Source organism: Brachybacterium sp. AOP24-D1-21, assembly GCF_052378665.1.
In the GTDB taxonomy this organism is placed as follows: Bacteria; Actinomycetota; Actinomycetes; order Actinomycetales; family Dermabacteraceae; genus Brachybacterium.
Map to the genome: position 1 here is coordinate 2,478,622 of NZ_JBQSXX010000001.1, position 20,490 is coordinate 2,499,111.

Annotated in this window: 18 protein-coding genes; 10 read left to right on the forward strand and 8 right to left on the reverse strand. The window is 71.0% G+C overall.

What is annotated here, in order from left to right; all coding sequences use genetic code 11:
- Window positions 1-25: 25 nt before the first annotated feature.
- On the reverse strand, window positions 26-892 hold the full coding sequence (locus ACT3UF_RS11060; protein ID WP_442332658.1) for an NAD(P)-dependent oxidoreductase: 867 nt from the start codon (window positions 890-892) through the stop codon (window positions 26-28).
- A 111-nt stretch (window positions 893-1,003) separates the two neighbouring features.
- On the opposite strand from ACT3UF_RS11060, the gene ACT3UF_RS11065 reads away from it, so the two are divergent.
- Both ACT3UF_RS11065 and ACT3UF_RS11070 read left to right on the forward strand, forming a co-directional pair.
- Window positions 1,004-2,224, forward strand: coding sequence for an endonuclease/exonuclease/phosphatase family protein (locus tag ACT3UF_RS11065; protein ID WP_442332659.1), 1,221 nt, complete (start codon window positions 1,004-1,006; stop codon window positions 2,222-2,224).
- A gap of 65 nt (window positions 2,225-2,289) precedes the next feature.
- Complete coding sequence (locus ACT3UF_RS11070) at window positions 2,290-3,138, forward strand: sulfurtransferase (protein WP_444502487.1); 849 nt, start codon at window positions 2,290-2,292, stop codon at window positions 3,136-3,138.
- Window positions 3,139-3,183: 45 nt separating this feature from the next.
- On the opposite strand, the gene ACT3UF_RS11075 is transcribed toward ACT3UF_RS11070, so the two are convergent.
- The gene (locus ACT3UF_RS11075; RefSeq protein WP_444502488.1) at window positions 3,184-4,989 is read right to left on the reverse strand and encodes an alpha/beta hydrolase; all 1,806 of its coding nucleotides are present in this window, start codon (window positions 4,987-4,989) and stop codon (window positions 3,184-3,186) included.
- Between the two features lie 104 nt (window positions 4,990-5,093).
- Here ACT3UF_RS11075 and ACT3UF_RS11080 point away from each other — a divergent pair, with 104 nt between their 5' ends.
- Window positions 5,094-6,035: a phosphoglycerate dehydrogenase gene (locus ACT3UF_RS11080; protein ID WP_444502489.1), complete on the forward strand. Its 942-nt coding sequence runs from the start codon at window positions 5,094-5,096 to the stop codon at window positions 6,033-6,035.
- Between the two features lie 33 nt (window positions 6,036-6,068).
- Here ACT3UF_RS11080 and ACT3UF_RS11085 read toward each other — a convergent pair whose 3' ends face one another.
- Genes ACT3UF_RS11085 through mtnN form a run of 4 tightly spaced genes read right to left on the reverse strand, consistent with a single transcriptional unit; the run spans window position 6,069 to window position 10,446 of the window.
- The gene (locus ACT3UF_RS11085; protein ID WP_442332662.1) at window positions 6,069-7,253 is read right to left on the reverse strand and encodes an MFS transporter; all 1,185 of its coding nucleotides are present in this window, start codon (window positions 7,251-7,253) and stop codon (window positions 6,069-6,071) included.
- Window positions 7,250-8,581 carry a hypothetical protein gene (locus ACT3UF_RS11090; protein WP_444599610.1) on the reverse strand — a complete coding sequence of 444 codons (1,332 nt, stop codon included), beginning with the start codon at window positions 8,579-8,581 and terminating at the stop codon, window positions 7,250-7,252. Before ACT3UF_RS11090 ends, ACT3UF_RS11085 begins: the two co-directional genes overlap by 4 nt.
- Complete coding sequence (locus ACT3UF_RS11095; RefSeq protein ID WP_442332664.1) at window positions 8,574-9,614, reverse strand: substrate-binding periplasmic protein; 1,041 nt, start codon at window positions 9,612-9,614, stop codon at window positions 8,574-8,576. The genes ACT3UF_RS11090 and ACT3UF_RS11095 overlap by 8 nt, the downstream gene beginning before the upstream one ends.
- 22 nt (window positions 9,615-9,636) lie before the next feature.
- Entirely contained in the window at window positions 9,637-10,446 is an 810-nt protein-coding gene (gene mtnN / locus ACT3UF_RS11100; RefSeq protein WP_444502490.1) for a 5'-methylthioadenosine/S-adenosylhomocysteine nucleosidase, read from the reverse strand.
- Between the two features lie 107 nt (window positions 10,447-10,553).
- On the opposite strand from mtnN, the gene ACT3UF_RS11105 reads away from it, so the two are divergent.
- Complete coding sequence (locus ACT3UF_RS11105) at window positions 10,554-11,462, forward strand: alpha/beta hydrolase fold domain-containing protein (protein WP_444502491.1); 909 nt, start codon at window positions 10,554-10,556, stop codon at window positions 11,460-11,462.
- Window positions 11,463-11,483: 21 nt separating this feature from the next.
- Here the strand turns inward: ACT3UF_RS11105 and ACT3UF_RS11110 are convergent, their stop codons facing one another.
- Both ACT3UF_RS11110 and argS read right to left on the reverse strand, forming a co-directional pair.
- Entirely contained in the window at window positions 11,484-12,191 is a 708-nt protein-coding gene (locus ACT3UF_RS11110) for a lysoplasmalogenase family protein (protein WP_441445283.1), read from the reverse strand.
- A 175-nt stretch (window positions 12,192-12,366) separates the two neighbouring features.
- Complete coding sequence (gene argS / locus ACT3UF_RS11115; protein ID WP_444502492.1) at window positions 12,367-14,148, reverse strand: arginine--tRNA ligase; 1,782 nt, start codon at window positions 14,146-14,148, stop codon at window positions 12,367-12,369.
- 140 nt (window positions 14,149-14,288) lie between these two features.
- Between argS and ACT3UF_RS11120 the strand changes: the two genes are divergently transcribed.
- The 6 genes from ACT3UF_RS11120 (at window position 14,289) to ACT3UF_RS11145 (ending at window position 20,468) form a co-directional block, all read left to right on the forward strand.
- Window positions 14,289-14,708 (forward strand): YccF domain-containing protein, encoded by a 420-nt coding sequence (locus ACT3UF_RS11120; protein WP_441445286.1) that lies wholly within the window; start codon window positions 14,289-14,291, stop codon window positions 14,706-14,708.
- 9 nt (window positions 14,709-14,717) lie between these two features.
- Window positions 14,718-15,206, forward strand: coding sequence for a flavin reductase family protein (locus ACT3UF_RS11125; RefSeq protein ID WP_441445287.1), 489 nt, complete (start codon window positions 14,718-14,720; stop codon window positions 15,204-15,206).
- An 83-nt stretch (window positions 15,207-15,289) separates the two neighbouring features.
- Window positions 15,290-16,261: an alpha/beta hydrolase gene (locus ACT3UF_RS11130; protein WP_441445288.1), complete on the forward strand. Its 972-nt coding sequence runs from the start codon at window positions 15,290-15,292 to the stop codon at window positions 16,259-16,261.
- Window positions 16,258-17,745 (forward strand): alcohol acetyltransferase, encoded by a 1,488-nt coding sequence (locus ACT3UF_RS11135; protein ID WP_441445289.1) that lies wholly within the window; start codon window positions 16,258-16,260, stop codon window positions 17,743-17,745. Before ACT3UF_RS11130 ends, ACT3UF_RS11135 begins: the two co-directional genes overlap by 4 nt.
- Window positions 17,742-18,407 (forward strand): DUF6320 domain-containing protein, encoded by a 666-nt coding sequence (locus ACT3UF_RS11140; protein WP_441445290.1) that lies wholly within the window; start codon window positions 17,742-17,744, stop codon window positions 18,405-18,407. Before ACT3UF_RS11135 ends, ACT3UF_RS11140 begins: the two co-directional genes overlap by 4 nt.
- Before the next feature lie 198 nt (window positions 18,408-18,605).
- A complete protein-coding gene (locus ACT3UF_RS11145) occupies window positions 18,606-20,468 on the forward strand; it encodes a DUF7937 domain-containing protein (protein WP_441445291.1) in 1,863 nt (620 codons plus the stop codon).
- Window positions 20,469-20,490: the final 22 nt, after the last annotated feature.

The window sequence follows — 20,490 nt, forward strand, 5'->3', positions numbered from 1 at the left end:
GCGGCGAGCGGAGGGAGTCAGCCTCTCAGCGGGTCGTCGGCTCGGCTCCCGGCAGCAGCATCGTCGAGAAGTCATGCTCGCCGTGACCCGCCTCGATCTCAGCATCCAACGAGGCCAGCGCGCCATGCAGGGCGGGCAGGTCAGCACCCGGACGCGCCGTGCCCTCAACGCTGTCGATCATCAGCCGGGCATCCTTCGCGATCGCATTCGCCGTGAAGTCTCCGCCCTCGGTCGTGCGCTCGCCGCGGACGAAGGGGCCCTTCATCGTGGCGATGAAGGCGAGACCGGTCCCGCCGAGCATCTCGAGGGTCTCCTCGGCGGAGGCGCCGGTCGCCTCGCCGAGGGCGAGCGCCTCGCGCAGGCCCTGCGCGCTGATCGCAAGGGCCAGGTTCGCAAGCAGCTTCCCGACGGCGGCCTTCCGGCCGGAATCCACCCCGATCAGCCGCGTCGGATCGGCCCAGGGGGCCACCAGCTCCATCACCCGGGCCCGCAGGGCGGCGTCAGGGGTGCCGACGTAGACGCCGAGCGCGCTGTGGCGGGCGGGGCCCAGCGAGCCGACCACCGGCACACCCACATAGGTGGGGACTGCGGCGGCGAACTCGTCCGCATCGGCGGGGGAGACGGTCGTGGTGTCCACCCAGGGGATGCCCCCGGGGATCAGCGCGGGCGCGATGACCGTCTCGCGCACCGCGTCGGGTCCGAACAGGGAGGTGATGACCAGTTCGGCACCGTCGACGGCCGCAGCGGCGGTGGCGGCGACCGCGGCACCCGCGTCGGCCAGCCGCGCGGTGCGCTCCGCGGTGCGGTTCCAGACTGTCAGCTCATGGTCCTTGACCAGGTGAAGGGCGAGCTCGGTGCCCATGCGGCCGGTTCCCAGGAATGCGATTCTCATGCTCCCCAGTCTGTCATCTGGCGCGCATCTGGCGCGGCTCACGGGAGGGGGTGCAGGCGGGCCGTCCACAGCGAACTGTCGTGCGCTCTCCGGAGAGTGCACAATGGGGGTATGACTCCTCGCGTAACCCGTCGTCGAGCACTCGTCGCGGCTGCTGCCGCCGGTTTCGGTCTGCCCGCCGTGGCGGAGGCCGCCCCGGCACCTGCTCGTCACAGCGGCCGCTTCCAGAACCTGCGAGTCGCGACCTTCAACGCCTCGCTCAATCGGGGCCGGGCCGGGCAGCTGCTCGAGGACCTCGCCACCGGTGAGGACCCGCAGATCCGCGCGGTCGCCGAGGTCATCCAGATCAACAACCCCGACGTGCTGCTGCTGAACGAGTTCGACCACGACGAGGCCGGTGCCGGCCTGGACCTCTTCCGCGAGAAGTACCTCGAGGTGCCGCAGAACGGCAAGAGCGCGGTCTTCTACCCCTACGTCTTCACCGCCCCGGTGAACACCGGGGTGCCCAGCGGGATGGATCTGAACCGTGATGGGACCGTGGGCGGGCCGGATGATGCCTGGGGCTTCGGGGAGTTCCCCGGCCAGTACGGGATGGCGATCCTCTCCCGCTTCCCCATCCTCACGGATCAGGTGCGCACCTTCCAGAACCTGCTCTGGGCGGACATGCCCAGCAACCTGCTGCCCACCGAGTTCTACGGCCCGGAGATCGCGGCCCGGCTGCGCCTGAGCTCGAAGTCGCACTGGGATGTGCCGGTGCAGGTCGGTCCGAGCACCCTGCATGTGCTGGCCGCGCATCCCACCCCGCCGAGCTTCGACGGGCCCGAGAAGCGCAACCAGCGCCGCAACAGCGACGAGATCCGCCTGTGGGCCGACTACCTCAGTCCCGGCCGACGCTCGAGCTGGATCGTCGATGATGCCGGCATTCGCGGAGGGCTCGCACCCCAGGAGCAGTTCGTGATCCTGGGCGACTACAACTCCGATCCGCTCGACGGCGACTCATGGCCCGGTGCTATCGATCGGCTGCTCTCCCATGCGCGGGTGCAGGACACCAAGCCCCGCAGCTCGGGCGCGGTGGAGGCTGCGACCACGCAGGGGGCGGCGAACCGCGAACATCTCGGGGACCCCCAGTTCGACACCGCCGACTTCGGCGACGATCCCGCCCCGGGCAACCTCCGGGTGGACTATGTGCTCCCCTCTCGGCCGCTCCAGGTGGTCTCCTCCGCGGTGTTCTGGCCGTCGCAGGGACACCCCGGCAGCGAGCTGACCGGCGTGTACCCGTTCCCGACCTCCGATCATCGCCTGGTGCGGGTGGACCTCCAGCTCAAGTCCTGAGCGCCGCGTAAACGCACTGTGGAGTCGTGCTGTGGTGTCGCTCTGTGGAGTCGTAGGCTTCTGACATGACCTCCGCACTGCCTCCGATCATCGACATCGCCCACCTGCAGACGCTGCTCACGGGAGCCGCTGCGGGGGACAGCCAGGTCCAGCTGCTCGACGTGCGCTGGGCGCTGGATGGTTCCAAGGGCCATCACACCTATCTCGAGGGTCATCTGCCGGGTGCGGTCTACCTCGACCTCGACACCGAGCTGGCCGCCCCCGCCCGGCCCGAGGCGGGGCGCCACCCCCTTCCTGCGGCGGCAGACTTCGCGGCGTCGCTGCGCAGCGCCGGCATCACGGAAGGCTCCACCGTGGTCGCGTACGACGACAGCAACGGGGCCCCGGCCGGTCGCCTGGTGTGGATGCTGCGAGCGCTGGGGCACGACGCCGCGGTGCTCAGCGGCGGTCTGGATGCCTGGGACGGGCCGCTGGAGACGACGGACGTGCGTCCCGCAGCCGGTGACGTGCCGGTGCGGGACTGGCCCGCGAGCCGCATCGCCACCGCTGACGAGGTCGCCGCCGGGGCGGCCCTGGTGATCGATGCCCGCGCCGCCGAGCGCTACCGCGGGGAGGTCGAGCCGATCGACCCCCGCGCCGGGCACATCCCGGGCGCCGTGAACCTGCCCTTTGCCGAGAACCTGGATCCGGAGGGTCGCTTCCTGTCCCCGCACCAGCTGCGTCGCCGCTTCGAGGCCGCTGGGGTGCGCGAGGACCGCGAGACCATCGTGTACTGCGGCTCGGGCGTCACCGCGACCCATGACCTGCTGGCTCTGGAGCGTGCAGGCTTCACCCGGGTGCGCCTGTTCCCGGGATCGTGGTCGCAGTGGAGCGCGGAGGCCTCCCGTCCCGTGGCCGTCGGCCCCCTTCCCTGAGCGGCCGCGGTCTCCTGCACACAGGAGCACCGCTCACGGCTGCTCTCACGGCTGTGGGGTGATCTCGCGGATCGCGTCGACGATCGCGCGGAGCCTGCGCCGCTGCGCCATCTGCTGCGCCTCGGTGCCGGTCCCGGCGCCGTCCTGGCCCAGCACCGCGGCCCAGATCGGCACCATCTCCTCGTGATAGGAGTGGCCGTGACCTCCTCTGACCTTGATCGACAGCGGCATGTCCGCCGCGATCTGCCAGAAGGTGATCCAGGGGAACCAGCGCATCGCGGGGGTGACATCGTGCCCCACCCGTTCCCGCAGCCAGGCAGGTTCCCGCCAGAGCAGCGAGAGATCCATCCAGACCACCGGGTCGGAGGGGTGCTGGGCGTAGACCACCCGCGGATGCTCCCACGGCGCGTAGAGGCCGCCCCAGTAGTTGCGCACCAGGTCCCGCGGCCGGGTGACCACACGGATGTTGCGCCCGCTGTCGATGATCGGGGCGACGGCGGGGGAGCCGGGACGGGAGTGCGCGGTGAGCTGCTGCCAGAGCGGCGTGATGCTCGGGGTCCCGGTCCAGACCGCGCCGTCGACCGTGGAGAGCATCTCCGGGACGTCCCGGAAGGCGGCCTGGCCACCATAGGAGCCCAGGGATTCCCCGGCCACATAGAGCGCGGGCCGACGATCCGCTGGGAGCTCGGCCAGCCGGCGACGGACCGCTTCGAGCAGCAGGCGCCCGGCCCGCTGGGGGGAACGACGGTCCACCAGATACGTCAGCGGGCTGGGGTAGAACGAGTACTGGATCGAGGCGGTGGCGCAGTTCCCGGCGGTGAGGAACTCGATCGCCGAGAGCGACCATTCCTGCAGCCAGCCGGTGCCGGTGCCGGTGAACAGCACCAGCACCTTGCGGTCCCAGGCCCCTGTGCGGTCCAGCTCAGCGATCAACGCGGCGGTGGTGTCCTCGAGCGAACGGGAGGTGGAACTCGCGGCGTAGACGCGGATCGGCTCGAGCGCCTCCCGGCCGACGGTCCGGGTGATCAGGCGGCGGTCCGCGCCGCCGGCGACGATCTTGCGGCCGGGTGCACCGAGCGACTGCCAGGTCTCGAGCGACTGGGGACCACCCGAGCGCAGCGGCGAGGTGGGGCGGGGGACATCCGGGGAGATCAGCAGGTTCGCGGCCTCGGCCCGCTCCAGCATGTTCTCCAGCACACGGCCGCGGAGCAGCCGGTCGGTGACCACCGCGACGGTCGCCGCAGTGAGCAGCAGGGAGAGCACGCGCACGGTCCGGGGTGGGAGGTAGGGACGCAGCATCGCGCGGTACAGGTGCGCGGTCGCGATCACCGAGCGGGCCAGCACCAGTGCGCCGAGAGAGGCGCCGAGGCCAGCCGCGCTGCCCACCACGTGGGTCGCGAGGTTCTTCGGCTCCTGCTGCACCCGATGGCTGATCTCCCGCTGACGCAGCACCCCTCGCACCCAGGAGTAGGACGAGATGCCCACCAGTGCGGCCGCTCCGGCCCAGCGAGCCCGGACGCGATGACCGGGAGCGATCTGCACCTGCAGACCGATCTCGCTGGCGATCCGACGCACCAGCTTCCTCGCCAGCACGCCGCTCGCGTAGCCGTAGACCTCGGACAGCCCGATGTTCACGCCCCACATCCACCAGGTGCGCGGCAGCAGGCTCGGGGAGGTGGAGATCCAGGCGGCGACCGACGCGCCGAGGAAGCCACCGGTGTCCAGCGGAGCCGCGACCGCGACCCGGCGGGCCCGCTGCCCCGTACCGCGGGTCGCCGAGCGCAGCATCGCGCGGGCACCGCCCGCCAGTCTGGTCAAGCTGAACAGGGATCGTGCGGGGCCGGAACGCATGCCCGCAGGCTATCGGACCAGCCCCCAGCACGGCATCCGGAAATCGTCGGTCCGGAGAGCGGCGGTGCGGCGCCGGGAGCAGCACGGATCCGTAGTCTGGGGTCATGAAGATCCTGCTGCCCGACACCGTCCCGCTGGACCCCACTCTGCCCGAGGGCTGGGAGGCGGTGACGATCGACGCCCGTGCCGAGATCCCGGCCGCACATCATGATGCGGACGTGCTGGTGGTCTGGGGAGCCTCCCGCCGCCATCTCGCCTCCGCGGCGGAGCAGCTGCCAGATCTGAAGCTGGTGCAGTCGCTCTCAGCGGGGGTGGATGGTATCCTCGCCGCCGGCTTCAAGGAGGACGTGGTGATCGCCGCGGGGGCTGGGCTGCACTCCCTCACGGTCAGCGAGCACGCCCTCGCCCTGCTGCTGAGCCTGGTGAGGCGCCTGCCGGAGAGCCGCGAGGCGCAGCAGCGCCACGAGTGGTCCACCGAGCTCGGTGGCCTGCAGCCGCTCCACCCCGAGGGCCGACTCACCACCCTGATCGGTGCCCGGGTGCTGATCTGGGGCTTCGGACAGATCGGGCAGACCCTCGCCCCCACCCTGCAGGCGCTCGGCGCCGAGGTGCGGGGAGCCGCCCGCAGCGCCGGCACCCGGGCAGGCTTCGAGGTGATCGCCGAGGAGACGGTGCTCGCCGCACTGCCCGAGGTGGATGTGCTGATCAACATCCTGCCCGCGACGGAGCAGACCGCCGGGATCGTGGGCCGCGAGGTGCTGGCCGCGCTGCCCGACCATGCGCTGCTGATCAACGTGGGCCGGGGCGCCACCGTGGACCAGGTCGCACTGCGTGAGGCGCTCGAGGCCGGAACCCTCGGCGGCGCCGCCGTGGACGTCACCGATCCGGAGCCGCTGCCCGCAGAGGATCCGCTGTGGGACGCCCCGCGCCTGCTGATCACCCCGCACGCCGCAGGTGGGCGTCCGGTGGGTGCCGACGAACGGATCAGCGAGAACCTCGGAGCGCTCGCGGCGGGAACGGAGATCCTGCACTCGACGGAGCGCTGAGCCCGTGCGGTGGAGCTGGGTCGCCGGGTCCGCTCAGCCGTACGGGTGCGATGCCGCGACGGCGGCCCGGGCCCGCCGCCGCCACAGCAGCAGGCAGGCAGCCATCCCGGCCATGCTCACCGCGCCCCAGACGGCGAAGGCCTCGCCGGCGCCGATCACCCCGGACAGCACCACCAGCCCGGGCCGGGCGACGGCGATCACCAGCCCACCGATCAGCGAGACCACGGAGAACACGGAGGCCAGCACCCGCGGCCCCGAGATCTGCGCGACCCAGATGTCGGTGACCGTCTTGGCGAGGGCGTGGAGGATGCCGATGATCGGCAGCAGCACCACGATCGACAGGATCGCGAGCTCCGAACGGATCAGCAGCCCGATCCCGACGCAGGCCAGGGCGAGGCCGAGCATCGACAGCGGCACCCATGGCTGGGAGACCCGCGCCGAGCGGGCACCGAGCACCCCGCCCAGCCCACCGGCCACCGCGAACACCGCATAGACCACGCCGGTGGAGGCAGGGGCCAGCCCGAGCTGCAGGGCCAGCGGCTGCACCAGGATCTGCAGCGACCAGCCCGTCGCGAGCACGACGGCGGCGAGGGCCACCGCGTTGCGCAGGGACGGGTCGCTCAGCGCCATGCGCAGGCTCGAGGTGGCGGTGGCGGCCGCAGTGCCCACGCGCTCCGGATCGATGTCCGGCAGGGTGAGCGCGATCAGCAGTGCCAGCGCCGCCAGGGCGGCGGTTGCCCAGAACGGCAGCCCGGGTGCGATGTCGTACAGCCAGCCAGCCGTCAGCAGGGAGATCACGCCGGCGGTGCCGGTGATCGCACGGGTCCTGCCCAGGTAGCGCTGGGCGTGACCGGGCCGCTCCTGCTGGGCCAGCTCCCAGGAGTAGGCGGTGTCCACCCCGGACGCGAGCGCCCACAGCAGGCCCCACGCGATCCAGGTGATGACGAGCACCGGCAGGGTGTTGACCAGGCCGATCGCCGTGAACACGACGCTGGTGGCCAGACAGACCAGGATCACGGTGCGCTTGCGCCCGAGCCGGTCCGCGAACTTGCCCATCGGCAGCTCGGCGGCGACCACCACCACCCGGAACAGGCCATCCACGAGTGCCGCCTCGCCGAGACTGAAGCCCCGGTCCAGCAGCAGGATCAGCCAGACCGGGAACCAGAACTGGACATCGAGCAGGAGCCTGACCGCGCCCAGACGGACCAGCGGACTCATGAGATGCTCTGGCGCCGTTTCCAGACGAAGACGAGCACCAGCACCAGCGAGATGATCGCACTGACCAGGACTATGGTGTCGATCGACTGGGACGAGAACCAGTAGGTGATCCGGCCGCGCCCGAGGTCGAAGGCGGACTGGCCGGGATCGGAGCTGGCAGCGCGGCCGAACTGCACCATCTCGATCGCGGTGGCCAGCACCGACGTGACACCGATGGTCATCAGGATGACGTCGGTGAACATCGCGCTGCGGGCGGATCGGTCCTCCGCGAGCGAGTCCAGACGCTCGCGGCAGATCCGCAGCTTCTCGCGCACCGGCGCGCCGAGGATCTCGTCATAGTCCCAGCCCGCGAGGATCCGTTTCATCTCGGTGCGGCCGATCCGGTTGGCATATTTACCGACCTCGGCCTGGACCAGCAGCAGCTCCTGGGCCTGGTTCATCGAGTCCTCGAGCTGGGAGCGCAGCAACGTCAGCGAGACCTCGGAACGCTCGGCCATGGACCAGGAGAGGATGTTGCGCAGCGTCGAGTCCACGCCCCTCATCGCGGCGTAGAAGTACTGGGCGCGCCGCAGCGCCTCCCACAGCACCTCGGTGGAATCGTTCTCGGCGTAGACGTAGTTCATCCACTCGGTGACGTTTGTGCGTTCCCCGGCCAGGAGCTCACCGATGTAATCGCTGGCGTGTTCGCCGATCCCGGCGATCCACGCCCGGGCGAACTCCACCTTGGCGGTGTCCAGGCCGGTGAATCGCAGTGCCCGAGCCACCCACAGCGGCCCCTCCCAGAGCCCGCGGCTGAGCTCGGAGGCCGCCTCCTCGTTCCGATCGATCACCACATGCTCGGCGGAGTCCGGGGCGGTGTCGAGCACGTCCGTCAACCGCGTCAGATCCTCCTCGAGGATCTTCCGGGACAAGCGCTTGGCGATCGCCTGCACCGAGACCTCAAGCCGCTTCGCCGCCTCGGAGGTGCGCTCCCCGGGCAGCATCTCTGCACTCAGGACTCCCTCGAAGAGCACCACGCCATGGTCGAACAGAGTCCACTTCAGCGCGGTGGGCGCCATCCCCTCCTCGGTGACCAGCCCGGCCAGGGTGGCGGGATCCATCTGCGCCTCCACCAGCTCGAGCGGCTGGGGGAGCCGGTCCCCGGTGGCCTCGGAGTACTCGAGCTCGCCGTCGAACTCCTGGGTTCTGGGGAACTTCCAGGTCTCGCCCGGGAAGTCACGTGCGACACGGGCCCAGAAGGCGCGATCACGGGTGGGTTCGCGGTCCCGGATGCCGGGCACCGATGTCACCCCGATCAGTGCCGGAGCCAACCAGCGGAACTCATGCATCAGCGATCACCACGTCCCCCAGCCGTACGCTGACGATCTTGCCCTGCCATGGTCCGTCCAGGAGCTTCACCTGCACCCGTGCCTCCTCATCGTCCGGTGCTTCCGGCCATCCCAGGACCGTGCCATGGGTGCCCGGTGGGGTCACGCCGAGCCGCAGCCCGGGGTCGTCGTCGTCGAAGAGCTCGATGCCTGCGGTCCCGCCCTGCAGCGTCACCGCGGCGGAGGTCTGCTCGAGCGAGAGCAGCTGATCCGTGTACTCAGAGGTCTCCCGGTAGGCGGCGAGCGAGGTATTGAAGTCCTCCTGCAGGCGACGCCCCTCGGCACTGTCCCGGATCAGCATGTGCAGGCCCTGCGTCGAGGAGGTCAGCGGGGTGATCGGCTGCACCTCGGTGATCGAGGCGCCGTCGCGGGCATAGCCGGGCCCGTCCAGGGCGGCGCGGCCCGCCAACGCATCCTCGGCGACCAGATCCACCTCGCCGTCCTCGAGGGCGGCGAAGGCGACCTCCGCGGTGGGATAGGTCGAGAACTCGGCCCCGGAGCTGTCCAGCTCGGCCCAATAGTCATAGCCGTCGATCCGGGCTACCCGCAGTCCTCCCAGGTCATCACGCTCGGAGATCGCTGCGAGGTCGTCGTCGCTGAGGCCGAACAGCGTGTACCGCAGCTCGACGATCGGGTCCGAGTAGAGGAACCGCCCGTCCCGCTGCCCCGACTGCACCATCGCCACCACGCCCAGCGCGCCGCCGTTCTCCACCGCCTGCTGCGCGAGGGTCCAGCTGGTGAAGGTGTACTCGGGCTGATAGCCGGCACCCTGCAGGGTCTGCGTGGTGATCTGGGCGAGCGGGCCGTTCTCCGGCAGGTCGGGGGAGAGGTAGGGCTCCCAGTCCGAGCTGACCAGAGTGATCGGCAGCGACCGGGACGGAGGTCGCACCTTGACCACCATCGACACCAGGACCAGCGAGGCCACGACCGTGATCACGAGCGCGATCACTTGCCAGGTGACGGGTCGGGAACGGGGGACAGGGCGGCGAGTCACCTGAGAATCTTAGACATACGGCTCAGAACTCGACGGGAGTGCTCAGGGACAGCGCCCGTGCGAGCTCTTCGACCGCGCGGGCCGAGATCTCCGCGACCAGGTCCAGCTCGAGATGGAACTGCTGACCGGCCGCAGGCCCGCACAGGTCCGAGATCGCGCGCAGCGCCACGAAGGGAACCCCCAGCGCCGCCGCGGTGCGGGCGCTCGCCGTGGTCTCCATGTCGGCGCTGAGCGCAGAGGGGAACCGGGCGCGCATCGGCTCGGCGAGCTCGGCGGTGACGAAGGCATCCCCGGAGAGCATCAGGCCGCGCCGCACCCCCCGGCCCGCTCCCTGCGCTCCGGGGGTGTCCTGTGCTCCGTGCGCGTCGGCTCGCAGTGCCGCCTGCTCGGCGAGGTCCACACAGTCCGGGGCAGCCGCGAAGCGCTCGGGACCGCCGGGGACCTGCCCCGGGGCGTAGCCGAAAGCGGTGGCATCGGCGATCGAGTAGGTGAAGGTCTCACCGACGACCAGCGTGCCCACCTCGACGTCGGCCGCGAGACCGCCGCAGGAACCGGCGGCGACGACCAGGGCCGGAGCAGTGCTGAGGATGCCCCAGGTGGCGGCCGCTGAGGCGGCGGCGATCCCGATCCCGGTGGTGACCACCACGGTGTCGATGCCCCGCAGGGCGCCGCGCACCGCGGCGACGCCCTCGGTGAAGGGGGTCTCGAGCACAGCGGCGCCCTCGAGCCGTGCGACCAGCGGCGATGCCTCCTCGGGCATCGCGACAAAGACCAGCAGGGGTCCGGGGAGAGTGCGGGGCGACGACGACGGAGGCAGAGGCGAGCGAGGCATGGGGGAAGGGTACCGGGGCGCGGCGGAGGCTCGGTCCCAGCTCGATTCGTTAGGCTGGGTGCATACGCCAGCGAGGCGGCCCTCGAGGTCGCGGACAGGAGGCACTGATGGGACGCATCCGAGACGCCATGGTGACGGGGGCACGTGCTGTACGGCGGATCCCGATCCCCGCGACCCTGTCCCATCAGGCGCTGAGCGAGGCCCGCCGCCCCAATCCGCCCAGCCACGTGCTGAAGTCCCACGCGATCGAGCCCGAGATGATCGGTCGCACCCGCGCAGTCTGGCTGGACGAGCATCGCGCCGAGAACGGCGTCATCGTCTACCTCCACGGCGGCGCCTACGTCTCCGGCCCGTTCTCGAGCGACTGGGCCTGGCTCTCGCGCCAGGCCGAGGCCAGAGGCTGCGCCGGGCTGATGCTCGACTACCGCAACGCCCCCGACCACCAGCACCCCGTGGGCAGGGATGACGTGGAATCGGCGCTCGCCGCCCTCGCCGCCGACGGCCGCCTCACGGACCGTCCCTGGGTGCTGGCCGGTCAGCACTCCGGCGGCGGCCTGGCCTTCGTCATCGCGCGGCGGCTGGGGGAGCAGAGTGACATCCCCGCCCCCGTCGCGCTGATCGCGATGTCCCCCTGGCTGGACCTCGAGCTGTCCAACGCCGGGATCACCGAGACGGATCAGACCGATCCGGTGCATGAGCGGCGCCTGCTGCGGGACGCGGCGCGCCGCTACGCGGGGCGCACCGCGCTGGACGATGCGGATCTCTCCCCGATCAACGCCCGGCTCGACGAGCTGCCGCCCATCCACCTCAGCGTCGGGATGCGGGACCTGTTCCTCTCCGATGTGCGGGTCGCGAAGCTGCAGCTCGAGGAGAACGGGGCGGACCTGTCCTATCGCGAGGTCAGCGGCCGCCTGGGCCTGCAGCTGATCGCCCGCAAGGGCGAGGACATCGAGCGGCTCCACCGCGAGCAGGCGGAGCTGTTGGAGCGGGTGCTGGCACCCTCGCCGCGGTTCTGACCGGCAGAGCCCAGGCTGGCCTCAGTTCTCGACGATCACGAGGGCTGCGGTCGGCGCGCAGGCGGTCCAGCGGCGGCGCGGCAGCGCCTGGACCATGCCGGCGATCAGGAGGGCGTGGCCCACGGTGTACGTGAGCATCACCAGCTCGGTGCTGTAGGCGATCGAAGCGCCCGGCAGGAACCAGTCCATCGCCAGCAGCGAGCTGGACATCAGGAACAGGGTGCCCCCGGTCCAGGTCAGCCCGTTGCCGCCGGCCGAGAGGAAAGCCATCGTGGCCAGCGCCACCGCATAGGCCGCGACCACCGGCAGCAGGGGACCGGCGCCGTCGGCGCAGGCCACGAACAGCCCGATCACCACCCCTGCATAGGGGATGGCCAGGGCGATGCGCATCGCATCGCGGCTGCGCGCCCAGATCGGGGCCAGCGCCGCCGAGTAGAAGACCAGCGCCCCCAGGAAGCCGAACACCGTGAGGAGCTGGACGGCAGCGGGCAGCAGCTGGCCCAGCGTGTCTCCGGCCCAGGCGCACAGCAGCCCGCCGAGCAACAGGGTCGTGGTGCGGGAGCGCTGCGGCGCGGCGGTGAGCAGCACCGCCATCAACAGCGGTGCGAACAGGGGCTGGGTCAGCCGCTGGGCGACGTCCGCGTCCATCATCACGGCACCGATGTGCACGATCACCGTGAGGGCGTAGAGCGCCCAGAGCAGGTGGTGGACGGAGCGGATCGGCGGCACTGCTCAAGCGTAGGAACCGCTTCCCGTCCGGACCAGGGCATGAGCCGCTCGGATCGGGCACGTTTGGATAACGTCGGGCCACGTTTCGGTCACGACGGCCGACAGCTGTATGAATTGCCGCGGGTTGCCCGCCGGAGGCGTCACTCCGGCGGGGCCCAGAGCTCACATCCGGAGCTCACATCTGCTGAGGCGCGTTCACCCCGAGGGCGTCGAGACCGTCGACCAGCACCTGCTCGGTCAGCTGGGCGAGGGCGAGTCGGCCGGCCCGGATCCCCTCGTCGGACTCCTTGAGGATCGGGGAGGCCTCGTAGAACGAGGTGAATGCCTGCGCGAGCGAGAACAGGTAGGCGCACAGCCGGTGCGGTTCGAACTCGGCGCCGACCGCGGCGAGCGTCGGCCCGAACTCCAGCAGCGCCAGCGCGAGCGCCCGCTCCGCATCGTTCTCGACCTGCGGGGCGGCGGCCGCCGTGATCCCCTGGGCGGCGGCCTTGCGGCTGATCGAGCGGATCCGGGCCACCGCGTACTGCAGGTACGGGGCGGTGTTGCCGGTCAGGGCCAGCATCCGGTCCAGGTCGAAGGTGTAGTCCGAGTCGTGCGCGGTGGAGAGGTCGGCGTACTTCACACCGCCGATGCCGATGTCGTGGGCGATCTGCTCCCGCTCCGCCTCGGGCAGGTCCGGTCGCAGTTCCTCGATGACGGTGCGGGCGGTGGCCACGGCCTCCTCGAGCAGCGCCATCAGCCGCAGGGAGGAGCCGGAGCGGGTGCGCAGGATCTTGCCGTCCTCGCCGAGCACCGAGCCGATCTTCACGTGCTGCGCCTGGACGTCCTCCGGCAGCCAGCCGGCCTCGCGGGCGACGCTGAAGACCATCTGGAAGTGGAGTTCCTGGGCGGTGCCGACCACATAAGCGATGCGGTCGGCGCCGAGCGTCGTGGTCCGGTGGCGGATCGCGGCGAGATCGGTGGTGGCGTAGCCGTAGCCGCCGTCGGACTTGCGGATGATCAGCGGCAGCGGCTGCTCGTCCCGGCCCAGGAAGCCCTCGGGGAAGACGCACAGCGCGCCGTCGGAGATCCGCGCGATCCCGGCGGCCTCGAGATCCGTGCAGACCGCCTCGAGCAGGTCGTTGTAGCTGGACTCGCCGGCCAGGTGCTCGTCGGTGAGGGTGACGCCGAGCATGTCGTAGATGCGGTGGAAGTACTGCTTGGACAGCTCCACGAGGTTGGTCCAGATCCGCAGCGACTCGGCGTCGCCGGACTGCAGCGTGGACACGCGCTGGCGAGCGCGGGAGGCGAAATCGCCGCCCTCGGGTCCGGGGGTCCCCGCGCCCGCCTCCTGGGCCGCTTCTGCGGCGTCGAACTTGCCGCGCGCTGCCTGGTAGAAGGCGTTGGGATCGGTCTTGAGCAGATCGGCCTCGGCGCTGTCCTCGCCCACCTCGAGGAGGTGCTCGATGAGCATGCCGAAGGGGGTGCCCCAGTCGCCGATGTGGTTCTGGCGGATCGCGGTGTGGCCGAGCTTCTCGAGCGTGCGCACGATCGAGTCGCCCACCACGGTGGTGCGCAGGTGCCCGACGTGCATCTCCTTGGCGACGTTCGGCGCTGAGTAGTCGACCACCACGGTGTCGGGGGAGGCGGGGGAGGGGACGCCGAGGCGCGCATCGGCGGCGAGCTCGGCGGCCTGCGCGGCGATCCAGTCGGTGCGCAGGCGGATGTTCAGGAAGCCGGGCCCGGCGATCTCGGGGGTCTCGGCGATGTCGTCCAGGTCGACCGCGGCGAGGATCTCGGCGGCGATGTCGCGGGGCTTCTTCCCCAGGCGCTTCGCGAGTCCCATCGCGGCGTTGCACTGGAAGTCCGCGAACTGGGAGGGGCGGATGATCGGATCCGCGTCGGCGAACTCGGGCCCGAAGGCGGCGGTGAAGGCGGACTGGAAACGCTGGGTCAGCGCGATCTCGGGAGCTGGCATGGCTCCAGGGTAATCGGCGCGGCGAGCTGATCCTGCGCGGCGGAGCGTGATGCTGGACGGACCTCCCGGCCGCTGCCCGCAGGCTCGCCGAGGGGGACATCCCCATGGCCACCGCCGCAGCAGATCCCTAGGCTGGTGCCATGCGCTCCGTACTGACTCTGATCCTCAACCTCATCTGGCTGCTGACCGCTGGCTGGGCTCTGTTCCTGGGCTACCTGGTCGCCGGCGTCCTCGCCTGCATCTTCATCGTCACGATCCCCTTCGGGATCGCCTCCTTCCGGATCGCCGGCTTCGTGCTCTGGCCGTTCGGCCGTGAGGTCGTGGACACTGGCGGCGGCGGAGCGATGAGCACCCTGGGCAACGTGATCTGGTTCGTGATCGCGGGCTGGTGGCTGGCCCTCGGGCACGTGGGCACCGCGCTCGCACAGGCCGTCACCATCATCGGCATACCGCTGGCCTGGGCGAATCTCAAGCTGATCCCGGTGACCTGCTTCCCCTTCGGCAAGGAGGTCATGGACTCGAGCTCGGCCCGGGCCCGGATGTTCCCGACGGCCCGCTGAGCCGCGCCGATGAATTCCGTGGACCAGGACGAGTACCGCCGCCTCAGCGACCTGCTCGCGGTGGGGCTGGCCGTGGTCAGCACCCGGCAGGGCTCCCATGATCTCGCCGTGACCGTCGACTCCTATCTCGACCTCTCCTATGACCCGCCCACCATGCTGATCGCGCTGTACGGCATGTCGCGGGCGGCGGAGGCGGTCGAGGAGGCCGGGCACTTCTGCCTGAACCTGCTCGCCGAGGATCAGCACGATCTCGCGGACCGCTTCGGCACCCCGGCCGCCCCGCTGCAGGGGATGTTCAACGGTCTCGAGGTCACCCGCACCGGTGACGGGGACGCGATCCTGCCCGGCGTGCTCGCCCACTTCGCGATCCGCATCGAGCAGGCGGTCGACGCCGCCACCCACCGCCTCCTGATCGGCCCGGTGATCGAGATGGGCGAGGGCCGGATCGAGGCCGGTCCCGCAGTGCGCTTCGCCGCCGACAGGGCAGATCTGTGCTGAGCGACGAGGTCGAGCGGACCGGCCCTCAGCGCTGACTATCCTGGAGGCATGGACCTGTTCCCCGCCGTCACGGGCTCCCGCCCGTGAACCCGCTGCTGAGGCTCGCGCTGCGCCTCGTCTCCCTCGCCCGCTTCGATGTGCGGGAGGACTACGAGCGGGTGCGGCATCTGCAGCGACAGCTGGCCGCGCTGCCTGCCGCGCGCTACCGCACCCCCACCTGGGACACCTTCTCCGACAGCGGGACCGGCAGGCGCGTGCCGGTGCGCGTGTTCACCCCGCGCGTGCAGCGGCGTGACGAGCTGCTGCTGTTCTTCCATGGCGGCGGCTGGGTCACCGGAGATATCGAGAGCTACACCCCTGCCTGCGCCACCATGGCCGACCTCACCGGCTGCCGGGTGGCGTCGGTCGACTACCGGCTGGCGCCCGAGCATCCGTTCCCGGCCGCGCTCGAGGACTGCTACGGCACCGCGCGCCGGCTGCTCGAGGATCCCCGCCGGGCCGGGCTCGAGGACGCGGACCAGATCGTGCTGATGGGCGACTCCGCCGGGGGGAACCTCGCCGCGGCGGTCTCCCTGCTGCTGCGTGAGCGCGGCCACCGCCCGCCCTCGCGTCAGATCCTGCTGTACCCCGTCACGCACTGGGATCACGATCCGGAGACCTCGCCGTTCCCCTCCGTGCGCCATCACGGCGAGGACTACCGGCTGACCAACACCGAGATCCAGGACTACTTCGAGATGTACGCCCCCGATCCCGAGCAGAGGAAGAATCGCCTGGTCTCCCCGCTGATGGCCACCGACCTCTCCGGGCAGCCGGACACCCTCATGATCACCGCCGAGCTGGACCTGCTGTGCGATGAAGGCGAGGCCTACGCCCGGGCGCTCGAGGCGGCCGGCAACCGGGTGCGCCTCCACCGGGTTCAGCGGGCGCTGCACGGCTTCATCACCCTCCCGCGATTCGCCCGCCCGCTGCGGGAGGCCTACGAGGTGATCGACGAATTCCTGGAGGCAGGCGTGCCCAGCACCGCCCAGGACCCCCCAGTGCAGGTGAGCCCATGAACCGGCCCGTGCGCCGCCGGCACTGGGTCCGCCTGGACAATGCCTCGAACATCTTCCCGGCGGCCCGCAGCGACGCGGATCCCAAGGTGTTCCGGATGAGCGCCGAGCTGGACCACGAGGTCGACCCGGCCCTGCTGCAGGAGGCGCTCGACGAGACCTTCGAGCGCTTCCCGCTCTATCACGCGGTGCTGCGCCGAGGGGTGTTCTGGTACTACCTCCAGGACAGCGACCTGCAGCCGGTGGTGGAGGAGGAGGTGCTTCCCAGCTGCGCCGCGATCTACCAGCCGGACCGGCGCACGCTGCTGTTCCGGGTGCTCCATCACCGCCGGCGCATCATCCTGGAGATCTTCCATGCGCTCTCCGATGGCACCGGGGCACTGTGGTTCCTCACCGACCTGCTGGCCGGATACACCCGACGACGCTTCCCCGAGGAGGCCCCGCCCCTCTCGGTGGCGGCGGCCGAGGCGCGTCCGGGGGCTGCGGAGCGCCCGGATCCTCCGCTCGGGGCAGTGGGCACCCGGACCGGCGCGCTGGCCGCCGAGGAGGTGCATGAGCTGACCACCGACTCCTTCGCCCACTACTTCCGGCGCCGTCGCCGCACCGTCGATGCTGACGAGGACGCCCACCAGGAGGAGTTCAGCCGAGAAGCCGCACCTGCGGTGCTCACGGTCCCGGAGGCTGATGAGCCGCCGACGGAGGAGACGCCCGTCGAGCCCGCCGCTGCCCGTCCCGCCCGGCGCCGGATCCACCGGGTGCGCGGCACCCGCACCCCGGATCACCGCACCCGCATCATCGAGCTGACGATGCCGGCGCGGCCCGTGCTGGGCCTCGCGAAGGCCGAGGGGGTGGCGCTGACGATGTACCTCACCGCACTGTTCTTCGAGGCGATCCGCCGCGCCGACGAGGGAGCGCACGGGGCGCCGACGATGGCGGCATCGGTGCCGGTGAACCTGCGCCAGTTCTTCCCCTCGACCTCCGCCCGGAACTTCTTCGCGACCATCCGGGTCGAGCACACCTACGGCCACGGCGACGACGCGCCCGGGGCGGTGGCCCGCGGACTCCAGGAGAGCTTCTCCGCGGAGGCCACCCCCGAGGCGCTCGAGCAGAAGCTGCAGCGGCTGATCCGCGTGGAGCGCCTGCCGCTGGCCCGGATCGTGCCCAGGCCGGTCAAGGACCGGCTGCTGAGCATGATCAACCATGCGAACAACCGCCGGCTGACGGTCGCGGTCTCGAACCTGGGCCGGGTCACGCTGCCCGAGCCTGCCGCGTCTCATGTGGGACGGATGCTGTTCCACGTCTCCGCCGTGCGCCCGCAGTTCTGCGCCATCTCGCACGCCGGGCTGCTCACCCTCAGCTTCACCGCTCCCTTCGTGCAGACCGATCACGTGCGGGAGTACGCCGCACTGCTCACCGAGGCGGGAGTCGAGGTCACGGTCTCCGCAGCCCGCGTCTCCGAGGACGAGCTGCTGGAGTTCGGGACATGAGGCGCTGCCCCGACTGCACGGTCCAGGTCGAGGGCGACTGGATCCGCTGCCCGCTGTGCGGGACCACCCTGGTGGGCGCGCCCGTCCCCGGCCCCTACCCGGCGGTGCCGCTGCGCTTCTCCCGACGCCGGGTGCTGAGGGTCCTGGCCCTCACCTCGCTCGGCGTGATCGTGCTGTCCTTCATCGCCCAGCTGCTGTTCGGGCCCGACGATGACGGCATCGGCGCGCTGCGCAGTGTATGGCTCGGCATCGCCACGACCTGGCTGGTGGTCGTGATGGCGGTGAGCAAGCGCCGCAACCTCGCCAAGTTCATCGTCTACCTGGTGGTGGCGGCGGGCGGGGTATGCGTCTACTGGGACTACCTCTCCGGCTGGGACGGCTGGTCCCTGACCTTCGTGGTGCCGATCGTCTGCGCCGCCTCGATCGTCGGGCTGCTGATCACGGCCCGCGTGATCCGGATGGAGGTGGGCGACTACGTCGTCTACAGCGGGCTGACGGTGCTGCTCGGGCTCACCCCGATCGTGTTCCTCGCCCTGGGCTGGGTGGACCCGGTGATCCCCTCCGCGATCTGCGGCGGTCTCAGCCTGGTCGCGGTGGTGCTGCTGCTGACGGTGCGCGGCGGGGCCGTGCGCCACGAGCTCGCCACACGCCTGCACCTGTGAACAGCCGTCCGGGAGCCCGCCGCACACGCGCGGGCGCCGAGCGCTGCTGTGAGACGACCTGAGACGCACTGCGCACCCGCCCCACGGCGCGCCGACGGGGGGAGCACCCCTCCCGTCCCTAGGATGCAAGACGCACACCCGCGCATGGAGCGCAGTCACGGACGGCCCCAGGGCGTCGCACGGCAGGAGAGAAGGTCGATGGACAGGGAGCCACGGGACAGTCAGCACCGGGACCAGGACGCCGACTGGATCTTCGCGGTCGACGACCCGCACAGCCTGCCCACCGATCGGCTGCCGGATCGTGCTGCCTTCGATCGCTACGCCACCCCGCTGCTCGCCCGTCGGGGAGTCTCGCCCTCGCTGCCGGTCGGCGAGAACGAGACGGTCGACCTCAGCAGCCTGGATCTCGCGGCGGAACCGGCTGCGGTGACCGGAGCGATCCCGGTGCTGGATCCCGCCGACGGCGCCGACGACACCGACGATGCAGCCGGCACTGACAGCATCGACGGCCCCGCCGACCGCTACCCGGCCGACCGCGACCCGGCGGCCGATGCCGGCACCCCTGCAGCAGCCGCTGCAGCGGATGCAGCGGAGTCGGAGCGAGAGCATTCGGAGCGAGAGCTGGTCTCCCCGCTGTCGCGCCCGGGCACCGTCTCCTATGCGCGCTCGGGCACCACCCCGAACGCCGAGGATGACGAGATTCCGCTGAACGGATTCGTGCTGCCGAACCGCTTCAAGGAGCTGGGCGTGTTCGACGCCCTGCGCGATGTGTTCGCCCTGGTGTGCCTGGCCACCGCGCTGACCACCACCTTCACCCTCGCTGAGAGCCCGCTGCTGGATCTGCTCGGGAAGATCGCGATCGGCACCGGGCTCGCGACGCTGCTGATCGTGCACCTGCTGCGCTGGGTCCCCGAGAAGCCGCCGCTGGTCGCCGTGCGCATCCTGCGCCTGGTCGGCCTGCTGCCGGCACTGCTCGTCTCCATCACCGTGATCGGCGCGGACCTGGTGCTCTCCCTGCCCAAGCTCTTCGCGTCCCTTCCCGACGGGCCACCGGTGGGCATCGGCATCGGGGTCTCTCTGCTCCTGCTCGGTGCGATCCTGGGCATCGAGCCGCGCGTCCACGAGGGCTACCTGCCCCAGGCGCGAGCCCGGCGCACGGCCCGGATCGCGCTCCAGGGCGTGGCCGTGGCCACGGCGCTCTCCCTGCTGATCGCGACCGTGATGATCGTGGGCCGCGTGTTCACCACCGGCTGGGCGTTCTCGCTGATGACCTTCGCCAACGCTCTGGTCTCCGCCCTGCTGCTGGGGATCGTGCTGGCCTCCGCGCTGCGCCGGGAGCGATCCTGGTACGTCTCCTCGACCGCGGTGGTGGCCGCGCTGGTGATCGCTGCGCTCGCCGACAACAGCCTCGGGCTGCAGTTCGCGGCGCCGCTGAGCTTCGCCTCCGGCTTCGTCTACCTGCCGTTCCTGGTCGCCGCCTTCGGGCTGATGATCTCCCGGTCCTTCGTGCGGACCATGCCGGTCTCGTTCCGCCGCACCGACTGGCTGGTCTACACGGTGCGGGCCTTCGAGCTCAGCGCGATCATGCACACCGCGGCGGTGATCTGGCACCTGCTGGCCGCGATCGTCGCGACCACGGGGAAGGCGCCCGGAAGCTCGTCGCTGCACCTGATCGATGCGGTGGTCTGCGGCTGCTTCGTGGTGGTCTCGCTGTTCGGGCGCACCTCGCTCCTCTCACGTCCGGCCGTGAGCGCCCGGGCCAGCGGCGTGGTCGCCGCGCTGGTGCTGACGGTCGTCGGCTTCCTCGACGTGATCGTCAACTCCCTGGCGATGGCCGCCGGGGCAGGGCTCGCCACCGGCGGAGTCGCACTGTTCATCGGACTCGCCGCAGCGCTGATGCTCACGGTGCCCGCCCCGGTGCGTGACGAGTTCGGCGCCCCGGACGTCACCCGGATGTTCGCCGACTTCCGGGCCCGTGATGGCGGGCGCGTCTCCCTGCTGGACCGGGTCCCGGATGTCACCGAGGAGACGGCCCGCCGGAAGAACTTCCCCAGCGCCTGACCGCGCTGCAGCGCGCTCCTCC

Excerpts from the sequence above, each read along its gene's own strand:
- ACT3UF_RS11145 (WP_441445291.1), top strand. The coding sequence starts at position 18,606 with ATGGACAGGGAGCCACGGGACAGTCAGCACCGGGACCAGGACGCCGAC.
- mtnN (WP_444502490.1), bottom strand. The coding sequence starts at position 10,446 with ATGCCTCGCTCGCCTCTGCCTCCGTCGTCGTCGCCCCGCACTCTCCCC.
- ACT3UF_RS11125 (WP_441445287.1), top strand. The coding sequence starts at position 14,718 with ATGAATTCCGTGGACCAGGACGAGTACCGCCGCCTCAGCGACCTGCTC.
- ACT3UF_RS11105 (WP_444502491.1), top strand. The coding sequence starts at position 10,554 with ATGGGACGCATCCGAGACGCCATGGTGACGGGGGCACGTGCTGTACGG.
- ACT3UF_RS11135 (WP_441445289.1), top strand. The coding sequence starts at position 16,258 with ATGAACCGGCCCGTGCGCCGCCGGCACTGGGTCCGCCTGGACAATGCC.
- ACT3UF_RS11085 (WP_442332662.1), bottom strand. The coding sequence starts at position 7,253 with ATGAGTCCGCTGGTCCGTCTGGGCGCGGTCAGGCTCCTGCTCGATGTC.
- ACT3UF_RS11090 (WP_444599610.1), bottom strand. The coding sequence starts at position 8,581 with ATGCATGAGTTCCGCTGGTTGGCTCCGGCACTGATCGGGGTGACATCG.
- ACT3UF_RS11080 (WP_444502489.1), top strand. The coding sequence starts at position 5,094 with ATGAAGATCCTGCTGCCCGACACCGTCCCGCTGGACCCCACTCTGCCC.
- ACT3UF_RS11120 (WP_441445286.1), top strand. The coding sequence starts at position 14,289 with ATGCGCTCCGTACTGACTCTGATCCTCAACCTCATCTGGCTGCTGACC.
- ACT3UF_RS11065 (WP_442332659.1), top strand. The coding sequence starts at position 1,004 with ATGACTCCTCGCGTAACCCGTCGTCGAGCACTCGTCGCGGCTGCTGCC.
- ACT3UF_RS11070 (WP_444502487.1), top strand. The coding sequence starts at position 2,290 with ATGACCTCCGCACTGCCTCCGATCATCGACATCGCCCACCTGCAGACG.
- ACT3UF_RS11140 (WP_441445290.1), top strand. The coding sequence starts at position 17,742 with ATGAGGCGCTGCCCCGACTGCACGGTCCAGGTCGAGGGCGACTGGATC.
- ACT3UF_RS11060 (WP_442332658.1), bottom strand. The coding sequence starts at position 892 with ATGAGAATCGCATTCCTGGGAACCGGCCGCATGGGCACCGAGCTCGCC.
- ACT3UF_RS11075 (WP_444502488.1), bottom strand. The coding sequence starts at position 4,989 with ATGCGTTCCGGCCCCGCACGATCCCTGTTCAGCTTGACCAGACTGGCG.
- argS (WP_444502492.1), bottom strand. The coding sequence starts at position 14,148 with ATGCCAGCTCCCGAGATCGCGCTGACCCAGCGTTTCCAGTCCGCCTTC.